9 protein-coding genes are annotated in these 10,811 nt (G+C 74.4%); all 9 read right to left on the minus strand.

The features are described 5' to 3' along the window. Positions 1–94 precede the first annotated feature (94 nt). A complete protein-coding gene (locus AB0B48_RS28790) occupies positions 95–493 on the minus strand; it encodes a DUF3040 domain-containing protein (RefSeq protein WP_030334542.1) in 399 nt (132 codons plus the stop codon). A gap of 116 nt (positions 494–609) precedes the next feature. After that, a complete protein-coding gene (locus AB0B48_RS28795; protein ID WP_357206955.1) occupies positions 610–1,869 on the minus strand; it encodes a DNA polymerase IV in 1,260 nt (419 codons plus the stop codon). A gap of 63 nt (positions 1,870–1,932) precedes the next feature. Continuing rightward, positions 1,933–3,105: a nucleotide pyrophosphatase/phosphodiesterase family protein gene (locus AB0B48_RS28800; RefSeq protein WP_357206957.1), complete on the minus strand. Its 1,173-nt coding sequence runs from the start codon at positions 3,103–3,105 to the stop codon at positions 1,933–1,935. After that, positions 3,102–3,869 (minus strand): methyltransferase domain-containing protein, encoded by a 768-nt coding sequence (locus AB0B48_RS28805; RefSeq protein WP_357206958.1) that lies wholly within the window; start codon positions 3,867–3,869, stop codon positions 3,102–3,104. The genes AB0B48_RS28800 and AB0B48_RS28805 overlap by 4 nt, the downstream gene beginning before the upstream one ends. A gap of 75 nt (positions 3,870–3,944) precedes the next feature. Beyond that, the gene (locus tag AB0B48_RS28810; RefSeq protein ID WP_167492956.1) at positions 3,945–4,121 is read right to left on the minus strand and encodes a hypothetical protein; all 177 of its coding nucleotides are present in this window, start codon (positions 4,119–4,121) and stop codon (positions 3,945–3,947) included. A gap of 93 nt (positions 4,122–4,214) precedes the next feature. Continuing rightward, positions 4,215–7,583: an error-prone DNA polymerase gene (locus tag AB0B48_RS28815; protein WP_357206963.1), complete on the minus strand. Its 3,369-nt coding sequence runs from the start codon at positions 7,581–7,583 to the stop codon at positions 4,215–4,217. Positions 7,584–7,838: 255 nt separating this feature from the next. Further along, the gene (locus AB0B48_RS28820) at positions 7,839–9,401 is read right to left on the minus strand and encodes a DNA polymerase Y family protein (protein WP_357206960.1); all 1,563 of its coding nucleotides are present in this window, start codon (positions 9,399–9,401) and stop codon (positions 7,839–7,841) included. Beyond that, entirely contained in the window at positions 9,398–10,123 is a 726-nt protein-coding gene (locus AB0B48_RS28825; RefSeq protein WP_355007688.1) for a hypothetical protein, read from the minus strand. The genes AB0B48_RS28820 and AB0B48_RS28825 overlap by 4 nt, the downstream gene beginning before the upstream one ends. Positions 10,124–10,225: 102 nt before the next feature. Further along, entirely contained in the window at positions 10,226–10,675 is a 450-nt protein-coding gene (locus AB0B48_RS28830; protein WP_007463070.1) for an SAV_6107 family HEPN domain-containing protein, read from the minus strand. Between the last annotated feature and the right edge of the window lie 136 nt (positions 10,676–10,811).

The raw sequence follows: 10,811 nt of genomic DNA on the forward strand, positions 1-10,811 counted from the left end.
GGTAGAGGGCGCGCGGATACGACGGAGGTCGCCGGGGGCTGTGCCCGGCGACCGCTCGTCGCGGCGTACGGTCCGCCTCAGCGGCGGGACCGGCTCAGCGGTGCCCCTCCGGGCGCTGCCGCCACCTGTCCTCCATGCGGTCCAGGATTGACGACCGGCGACCGGATCGGCCACCGCGGGGACGACGACGACTCGTCGTGCCGCCCACCACGTGCAGGTCGGGTGACTGCGCCCGCCGGTGCGACTGCACCGCGAACGCGGCCGACGCCAGCATGACGACGAAGCCCGCCACCGCCAGTGGTGGAGTCTTGATCACCGCGCCATAGACCAGTAGAGCCAAGCCAGCGATGATGACGCCGGCGGCGACGAGCAGGCGACGCCGCGCATGGAAGCGCGGATCGCTGGCGCGCACGGCCGAGGCGAATTTGGGGTCCTCGGCAAGCGACCGCTCGATCTGCTCGAACAGCCGCTGCTCGTGCTCCGAGAGCGGCACGGCACTCCTCCCCGGTCACGTTGGTCGGGCCCATTCGGGCCGTCAGACCGTGGCAGCCAACCGGCTGCTTACCCGCAAGTCTACGAGGGGGGTCGCGCGTCGGAAAGCGGGACGACCTATGGGCGGGGTGGATTTTCGTTTCGACGGGGATCACGGTCGCCCATCAGACTGGCCGGACCTATGACGGACCGCCCGAAACGGGCAGCGGCGGCGTCCGCGGCAGCTTCCGCTTCGCGCCAGCCGCGCTCGGGCGCGCCGAGGGTGAGTTGCCGGGGGGCACCCTGCGCCGGGGCGAGCCCTTCCACCCGGACACCGACGAGTCGGATCCGCTCGCCCGGGTCCAATGCGGTGTAGAGCGCCCAGACCGTGTCGAACATCTCGCGGGCGGTGTCGGTGGGGACGTCGAGGGTGCGAGACCGGCTGACCGTGCGGAAGTCGGCCAGCCGGACCTTGAGTGAGACGGTGCGCCCGACCTGCCCGGAGCCGCGCAAACGGACACCGACCTTCGCGCTGAGCGCGAGCAACGCGCGGCGGATCTCCAACGGGTCGGCCACGTCGACGTCGAAGGTCACCTCGGCGCCGATCGACTTGTCGACGTGCTCGGGGCTGACCCCGCGCGGGTCGCGCCCCCAGGCCAACTCGTGCAGGTGCGACGCCGAAGCGGCACCGACGGCTCGGCGGAGCATGCCCACCGGCGCCTCGGCGAGGTCGCCGACTGTGGTCAGGCCGAGCCGGCGGAGCGCCTCGGCGGCGCGCTCCCCCACCCCCCACAGGGCGTCCACCGGCAGCGGGTGCAGAAAATCGAGCACCTGCCCCGGGGGCACGACCAGCATGCCGTCCGGCTTGGCCCGGGTGGAGCCCAGTTTGGCCACGAACTTGGTCGGCGCCACCCCGACCGAGCAGGTCAGCGCCTGCTCGTCGGCGACCCGGCGGCGGATCAGCCGAGCGATGGTGGCCGGGGAGCCGAAGAGCCGACGGGCACCTGTCACGTCGAGGAACGCCTCGTCGAGGGAGAGCGGCTCGACCAGGGGCGTGACGTCCCGGAAGATCTGCATGACGGCCCGGGAGGCGGCCGTGTAGGCGGAAAAATCCGGTGGCAGGTAGACCGCGTGGGGGCAGCGGGCCCGGGCCTGACTGGTCGGCATCGCGCTGCGGACGCCGTACCGGCGGGCCTCGTAGCTGGCCGAGCTGACCACCCCGCGCGGGCCGACACCGCCGACGACCACCGGCCTGCCGCGCAGCTCCGGGCGACGGCGCACCTCGACGGCGGCGAAGAAGGCGTCCATGTCGACGTGCAGGATCGGGCTGGCGGAGTCGTCGGCGTCCGGCCCGAAGCGCGGATCGTCGCCCCGGGGCAACGACTGGCTGCGGCCCATCCCGGCAGGTTAACCCGGAGGTACGACACCACCATCGGCCAGCGGGCCGAACCGCCCCCGGGATCAGCCCCTGACGACCAGCAGCGGCACTGTCAGCTCCGCGGCGGTGTCCGACCCGTGGTAGGCCACCAACTTCGACGCCATCGGCCGCTCGGTGCGACTGGCCATGACCGCGTACGTGTCGTTGCAGATCACCACCACGTCGCCGATCCGGCCCAGGTGCTCCTCGGCCACCGGCCCGAACCAGCCGGTGGCCACCATCTCGTCGCGGGTGCGTACCCGGGCCGTGGCGCCCAGCACCTCCGACCAGGCGGCCCGCACGTCGTCCACCGCGCCCGGCTCGACGTGCAGGTAGCGGACCCGGGCCTCGCCGGCCACCAGCCGCACGCCAGCGCGCAGTCGCGGATCGGTGTCCAGGTCGAAGCGGTGCGCGGCAGGGATGTCGAGCTGCCCGTGGTCGGCGGTCACCAGCAGCGCCGCGTCCGGCGGCAGCCCGTCAACCAGTCGGGCGACCAGGGCGTCCACCTCGGTCGCGGCGACCCGCCAGGGTGCCGAGTCGACGCCGCTGACGTGGCCATGCCGGTCCAGGTCGGCGTGGTAGCCGGAGACCAGTGTGGGCCCGGCCCCGGCGGCCAGCGCGGCCAGCATGGCGGTGGCCACCGCCTCCGCGCCGGCGGCGCCCCGGAAGTCGCCACCCCGGTTGGCTGCCACTGTCAACCCGCTGCCGCCGAACTCCGGCCGGCTCACCACGCTCGTCGTGACCCCGGCAGCGCGGGCCCGCTCCAACTGGGTGGGCACCGGCTGCCAGCGCAGCGGCGACGGATCGGCGGCCCAGTCGGTGTGGGTGAGCACCCGATCGGTGCCGGGCACCCGCACGGTGAAGCCGAGCACGCCGTGCGCGCCCGGCGCGACACCGGTGCCCAGCGACACCAGGCTGGTCGGGGTGGTGGACGGGAAACCGGCGATGAGCGGCCGGGCCACCGTCGCGGCGAGCCCGGCGACAGTCGGCGCGTACGGCGCCGCGGTCGGCAGCTGGTACCAGCCGAGCCCGTCGACGAGCAGCACCGCGATCCGGCGTACCCCGGCCAGCGCGGGTCGGAGCCCGAGCGGGTCGGTCGAGCCGGGCACCCCGAGCACGGCCAGCGCGCTGGGCAGCACGTCGGTGAGGCGGCCGCCGCCGTGGCCCGGCCCGAGGATCTCCAGCGGTGCCGGCTGGCCACCGGCCTCGGCGATCATGCCGGCCGGCGGGCGAACAGGTGCAGTTGGGCGGCCAGGTCCCGGTACGGCGGTTGGGCGGCCAGCGCACGCTCCAGCTCGACCACGGCCGCGGACTGCCCGTCGGCGACAGCGGCCGGCAGCAGGTCGGCCAGCACGCGTACCCCGTGGATCTCCTCGACCACCAGCCCGGCGGCGCCGAGCAGCGCGGCGGCGCCGGCGGCGTCGTAGCGTCGGCGCAACGTGTCGCGCGGGCCCGCGGTGCCGGCCGGATCGGCGGCCACTGTGGTCGCGACGTCCAGGTGCCCGTTCATCGCGCGGCCCAGCACGGCGGCGGCCCGGCCGGCCACCAGCACACTGGCCGCGCCACCCGGGCGCAGTGCGGTGGCCAGCGCGGTCACCACCGGCGTCGGGTCGTCGACAACCTCCAGGACGGCGTGGCAGAGCACCAGGTCGACGCCGGCCGGCTCGACCAGCCCGGCGAGGGCGTCACCGTCGCCCTGCACGGCGGCGATCCGGTCGGCCACCCCGGCCTCGGCGGCGCGGCGGGTGAGCGCGGCGAGCGCGTCGGGGCTGGCGTCGACGACGGTGACCCGGTGCCCGGCGCGGGCCAGCGGAACGGCGAAACCACCGGTGCCGCCGCCCACGTCCAGCACTGTGAGCTCGGCGTCGCCGCGCCGGTCCAGCTCGGCACGGAGCACCGACCAGATCACGGCGGTGCGGGGTGTCAGCGGCGGCTCGGCGAACCGGCCTCGGGTCTGCTCCACCCGGCCGAGCCTAGTCACTCGGCCCGGTGGTGGTGTGGGCGTGTGGCGGGGGCGCCCACCACACGCCCGATCGGTGCGTGGCGCGGCGGCCGGTCAGGCCTCGGTGCCCTCGGCCTCGTCCTCCGCCCGGGACCGGCGCTCGTTGGCCACCGGACCGTTCGTCACCTCGTACTCGCGGGGGTCGGCGAGGTGCGACGGCACCCAGCCGGTGCCCAGTCGGGTCCGCCGGGCGTTGGCGATTCCACCGGTGTACGCGTGATTTCCCGTCACTGTCGTTCCCCCTCACGAATCACGGGCCGCTCTGCCCGCTCGGGACGAGTCTCCCGCTCGACGGCTCGGGAAACCGTAATGTGGATCACTGAATCAGCGGAAGTCACGGGAGGCCGGACGCACCGGTGGCTCGATGGCGTCCAGTCGGTCGGCGACCAGGTTGGTCACCCCCTCGTGCCGCTGCAACCGCCCCCGGACCACCAGCGCGGCACTGGTCCGCGCCACCCGCCGGTAGCGCTGCCACAGCCCCGGCGAACAGGTGACGTTGAGCATCCCCGTCTCGTCCTCCAGGTTGAGGAAGGTGACCCCGCCCGCTGTCGCCGGACGTTGCCGGTGGGTGACGATGCCGCCGACCCGGATCCGTTGCCCCGGCTCCACCCGGCCGAGCCGGGCGATCGGCACCGCGCCGAGCACGTCGAGCTGACCCCTGATGAAACGGGCGGGGTGGCTCTCCGGCGACAACCCGGTGGCCCACACGTCGGCGACCAGCCGGTCCACCGCCTCCATCCCGGGCAGCGTGGGCGCCGCCGCGCCGGTCACCGTGCCGGGCAACCGGCCCGGTCGGTCCTGGGCCGCCGCACCGGCGGCCCACAGCGCCTGCCGCCGGGTCAGCCCGAAACAGGCGAAGGCGTCCGCGGTGGCCAACGCCTCCAACTGCGCGGCGGTGAGACCGAGCCGCCGGGCCACATCCGGCATGTCCCGGTACGGCCCGGCGGCGACCCGTTCGGCCTCGATTCGCTCGGCCACGTCGGCACCGAGCGTGCGCACACTGGACAGGCCGAGCCGGACGGCGGGGCCGCCCAGCCCCCAGGCGTGCGGCGGCTCCCCCGGCCCGCTGCCCCACCGGGTCTCCGGGGTGGACTCCAGCACCGCCAGCGCCCCGCTGGCGTTGATGTCCGGACGACGGACCTCCACCCCGTGCCGGCGGGCGTCGTCGACCAGGGTCTGCGGCGAGTAGAAACCCATCGGCTGAGCGTTGAGCAGCGCGGCCAGGAACGGCGCGGGGTGGTAACGCTTGAGCCAGGAGCTGGCGTAGACCAGGTAGGCGAAGCTCATCGCGTGGCTCTCCGGGAAGCCGTAGCTGGCGAACGCGGTGAGTTTGCGGTAGACGTCGTCAGCAAGCTCACCGGTGATGCCCCGCTCAGCCATCCCGGCGTAGAGCCGGTCGGCGATCCGGGTCATCCGCTCGACCGACCGTTTGGCGCCCATCGCCCGGCGCAACTGGTCGGCCTCGGCCGCGTCGAAGCCGGCCAGGTCGATGGCGAGCTGCATCAGCTGCTCCTGGAACAACGGCACACCCAGGGTCTTCTCCAGGGCGTTGCGCATCAGCGGGTGCGCGAAGGTCACCGGCTCCTGGCCGTTCTTGCGGCGGATGAACGGGTGCACCGAACCGCCCTGGATCGGACCGGGACGGATCAGCGCCACCTCGACCACCAGGTCGTAGAACTCGCGGGGCTTGAGTCGGGGCAGGGTGGCCATCTGGGCCCGGCTCTCCACCTGGAACACCCCGACCGAGTCGGCCCGGCAGAGCATGTCGTAGACCTCCGGGTCGTCCAGGGTCATGTCGCCCAGGTCGAGCCGGGACCCGATCATGTCGTAGCCGTAGTGCAGGGCGGAGAGCATGCCCAGGCCGAGCAGGTCGAACTTGACCAGGCCCACCGCGGCGCAGTCGTCCTTGTCCCATTGCAGGACGCTGCGCCCGGGCATCCGCCCCCACTCCACCGGGCAGACCTCGATCACCGGCCGGTCGCAGATCACCATGCCGCCGGAGTGGATGCCCAGGTGCCGCGGGAACGTCTGCAACTCGTTGGCGTACTCCACCACCTGCTCGGGGATGTTCTCGACATCGACAGTGGCGACCGAACCCCACCTGTCGATCTGCTTGCTCCAGGCGTCCTGCTGCCCCGGGGAGTAGCCGAACGCCTTGGCCACGTCCCGCACGGCCGACCGGGCCCGGTAGGAGATGACGTTGGCGACCTGGGCGGCGTGCTCCCGGCCGTAACGGGTGTAGACGTGCTGGATCACCTCCTCCCGGCGGTCGGACTCGATGTCCACGTCGATGTCGGGTGGGCCGTCCCGTTCCGGGGCGAGGAACCGCTCGAAGAGCAGTTGGTGCCGGACCGCGTCCACATTGGTGATCCGCAACGCGTAGCAGACCGCCGAGTTGGCCGCCGAACCCCGACCCTGGCAGTAGATGTCCTGGTCACGGCAGAACGTGACGATGTCGTAGACCACCAGGAAATAGCCGGGGAAACCCAGCTCCTCGATCATGTTCAGTTCGTGCTCGAGTTGCGCGTACGCCGTCGGGTGCGCCTGCGGCGGCCCGTAGCGCTCGTGTGCCCCGTCAGCTGTCAGCTTCCGCAGCCAACTCATCTCGGTGTGCCCCGGCGGCACCGGGTACGCCGGTAGCTGCGGCGCGACGAGCTGAAGGTCGAAGGCCAACTCGGCGCCGAACTCGGCGGCCCGCGCCACCGCACCCGGGTACGCGGCGAACCGGGCCGCCATCTCCGCGCCGCTGCGCAGGTGGGCGGTGGCCGCCGCGGGCAACCAGCCGTCGATCTCGTCCAGGCTGCGTCGGGCCCGGACCGCGGCGACGGTGGTGGCCAGCCGACGCCGGCCGGGGCTGGCGTAGTGCACGTTGTTGCTGGCCACCGTCGGCAACCCGGCCGCGGCGGCCAGCTCGGCGAGCGCGTCGTTACGGTCGGCGTCGACGGGATGACCGTGGTCGGTCAGCTCCACGGCCACCGTCTCCGCGCCGAAGAGCGCGGTCAGCCGGTCCAACTCGCGGGCCGCCGCGTCCACCCCCTCGGTGAGCAGCGCCCCCGGCACGTGCCCCTTGCGGCAGCCGGTCAGCACCAGCACATGGTCACGCAGCTCGGCGGCGACCTCCTCCAGGTCCCCGTAATCCGGGCGGCCCTTCTCCCCGCCGCGCAGCTGGGCGCGGGCGATGGTGGTGGCCAGCCGGGCGTACCCCTCGTGGCCGTGCGCGAGCACCAGCAGGTGCGCGCCGTGCGGGTCGGGCTCGCCGTTCTGCGGGCCGGGCAGGCCGAGAGACAGCTCCGCGCCGAAGATGGTCGGCAGGCCCAGCGTACGAGCCGCCTCGGCGAAGCGGACCACCCCGTAGAAGCCGTCGTGGTCGGTGACGGCGAGCGCGGTGAGCCCCAGCCGGGCCGCCTCCTCCGCCAGCTCCTCCGGGTGGCTGGCGCCGTCGAGGAAGCTGAAGTTGGTGTGCGCGTGCAGCTCCGCGTAGGGCACCACGCCGTCGGGGCGGGTCAGCTCCGGTGGCTGGTACTGCTCGCGGCGGCGGCTCCAGGCCGGGGAGTCGCCGCCATCGGCGTCCACGGCGAGCGGGTCCACCACGTGCAGGTGCCGCTCGCCCCGGCTCCCCCGCTTGCCGCCGGGCCGCCCGGAGAGCACCCGCTCCAGCTCCGACCAGGGCATCTTCGGGTTGTGGAAGCTCATCCGGCCGCTCCGGCCGCGTTGCTCGGCCCGGTACTGCTCGGCCCGGTACTGCTCGGCCCGGTACTGCTCGGCCGAGGGATGCTGGGCGACCGGGTCGACGACGAACACGACGGCGGTCGCCCCGACGGCGGCGAGAGGTGCGATGAGCGTGATGACTCACAGGCATCTTGATGTCTGTGAGTCATCACGCTCATCAGGACATCTGCTCCCCGGCCAGCACGGAGCCAGCCGACGCCGGGCAGGGATCGACCTGACTTAGTCATAGATCGCCTCCACCAACCACTGCCCGGCCTCGACGGCCAGCAGCAGGGCAGCACCGTCGGCCAGGCTGACCTGGAACCGGGCCCGGCGGCGGGCCTCGGCCGGCGCCCACCACCGCTCGTCCACCGGCCACGGGCCGGCCCAACCCACGATCTCCGCCGGCTGGCCGGTGCCGACCACCAGTCGGGCGGGCGCGGCGCTCACCGCCAACCGCGCGCTGATCACCACCGGCTCGCCAGCGGCGTCGTGCACGGTCGCGGCGAGCGGACTGGGCAGCACCACGGCGGGCGCGGGCGGCGGCAGCCGGCCCGGCCACGGCGGAGCTTCGGGCCGGGCCGGGACGCGTTCGTCGCCCCACGGCACCAGTCGCACCTGGTCGGCCGGCGCGCGCCCACCACCGAGCACCGCGGTGACCACCGCCTCCGGGCCGAGGATGCCCTGCACCCGACTCAACGCCCGGTGCGCGCGTTCCCGCTCCTCGCCGGTCTCCCCCCAGAGGCCGGCCTGCAGACCGGCCTGGGCGATCACCCCGTCCGGGATCAGTCGCAGCCGGATGATGCCGGCCGTCGGCCGGGCCGGTCGGGCACCGGCCCGGCCGTTGCTGCCGGAGAGCCACCCGTCGAGCTGCCAACGCACCCGGTCGGCGATGGCCGCGGCGGTGAGCAGACCATCGTGCCGCCACACCCGGTGCAGCTCCTGCCCGTGCTCAGTGACCGCCTCGATGCCGAGCCGGGTGCAGGCCAGGCCGTGTCCGGCCAGCCGTTCGTGCAGTTGCTCGGCCAGCGCCCGGGCCACGAACGCCGCCGCGTCGACCCGGTCGATCGGGTCGTCGTGCACCGCGGTCACCGTCAGGTCGGCCGGCGGCTGCCGGACGGCGAGTGGGCGGTGGTCCCGCCCGGCGGCCAGCCGGTGAGCCAGCGCACCGTCGAACCCGAACCGGGCCAGCACGTCGCCGGCCGGCAGGGCGGCGAAGTCACCGAGCGTGCGTACTCCCAGCCGGCGCAGCAGGTCGGCGAGCGCCGACCGCCCGAGCGCCTCGACCGGCAACCCGGCCAGGAACTCCGGTGTCCCACCCGGTGCCACCACCCGGCCGGCGCGAGCGGCCAACCCGGCCGCGAACACCCCGTCGGCGATGCCGACCTGGCTCTCCACCAGGCACGACTGCGCCACATGCTCGATGATCCGCTCAGCGGCCGCCTCCTCGCCGCCGAGGTAACGGCCCGGCCCCCGGGCGACCACCGCGCAGGCGCCCGGACGGACCACCTCGACGCCGGCGACCAACTCCTCCACTGCGGCGACCACCGGTTCGAACGCCCGGGCGTCCCGGCCGGGGTCGTACTCCACGACGGTGAGCTGCGGACAGCGCCCCTGTGCCTCCCGCTTGCGCAGCCCTCTACGCACCCCTTCGGCACGGGCCCGCTCGGAGCAGGCGACCACCCGGTTGGCGTGCAGCACGGCGACCGGGCCGGTCGCCGGCACCCCGTCGACGATCTCGGCGGCGAGCACCGGCCAGTCCGGGCACCACAGCAGCAGCGTGCGTGCCGGCGCGCCGGTCACCCCTGACCGACCAGCGCGAGTGGCGCGGCCGATCGGCCCACGGGCGACGGCAGCGTACGAGGGATCACCCGGGTCAACTCGTCACCCGGGAGCCAGACCTTGATCTCCTTGGGCCGGGCAGCCGCCCCGCGCCCGCGCGCCGAGACGGTGATCTCCCGGCGGCGCAACCGCCCCCGGCCCAGCCCGAGACCCTCCCAGACTCCCCGGACCACCTGCAGCGTCACGTCCGCGCCGTCCCACCGGCCGTACGGGACGAGCACGCTGCCGCGCTGCCGGGCCCGGGCGGCCAACCGGGTGGCGACCGAGGCGGAGACCGAGGCCGGCACGGTGGTGACCACGACGTCCACCCCGTCGATCAGCGCGGCGACCACGGTGGCCCACTCGGGGCCGGGATTCGGCACCAGGGCCAGCCGGTCCAGGGCGATGCCCAGCTCAGCCGCAGCGCCCGCGCCGAACGTCGGCACCCCGACCACGGCGCACCACGAGCCGGCCCGGGACGCCTCGGCGAGCAGGGCCAGCATCAGCGAGGTGCCACCGCTGCGGCGGGGCTGGCCGGCGGCGACCGCGATGGTGCTGCCCCGGCGCAGGCCCCGGTTGGGCAGCAGACCGGTCAGCTCGGGCACCACCGGCAGCACCCGGTGGCCACCGACCGGGTCGGGCGCGCTCGCCGGGCGCACCAGATCGGCCAGCGCGGCGGAACCAGCCACCATGCGGCCCGCCATTGGACCAACTCCCCCGTCGTTGCTGTGGATCAGATCAGGACCGGCACGCCATGCCACCGGCCGCCCGGCTCCCCTCGCGGGGCGGCCGGTGGCACGGCGGGATCAGGCGGCGAGGCCGTCCAGGGCCGGTTGGTGGGCCACGCCGAGCGCGGTTTCCACCACCGTGACGAACTGTTCGGCAGCGCGGAGCAGATCGTCGGCCTCCCGGGCGCTGACCACCCGGGGGATGCCGGCCTCGGCGGCGGCGCGCTTGCTGGCCCCCGCGGCGAAGAACCGGGACCACTCGTCGAGCTCCGGAGCGACGGCGCAGAGGAGGACCCAGACACTGGTGATCCGGTTGCGTCGACTCGGCGCGGGGCGGGCCCGGGCGGCGAGCAGAGCTGCCGCCGCGCGCAGGGCGGCCAGGTGGGCAGCCGCGTAGCGCAGACCGTCAGGTCGGGTCTGGCCGGCCTCGACCAGCCCACGGCGGGCCAACGTGAGGAGTTGGGCGGGGGTGCGGTGCGGCAGCACGTGCGCCGGCACCGTCGGTGCCTGAGCCGGGTTGGTCGGCATGGGTGTCTCTCCTCCACGTGGCCGAGACGTCACTGCGGCGGCTGATGCCACCGACGAGACGCCGAGGTCGGGGTGGTGCGGAGGAAGACGCACCGGGTGTGGCCGGCCGGGTGTGGATGCTTCCCCACACCACACC

It is taken from the genome of Micromonospora sp. NPDC049089, assembly GCF_040648775.1.
Taxonomy (GTDB): Bacteria; Actinomycetota; Actinomycetes; order Mycobacteriales; family Micromonosporaceae; genus Micromonospora.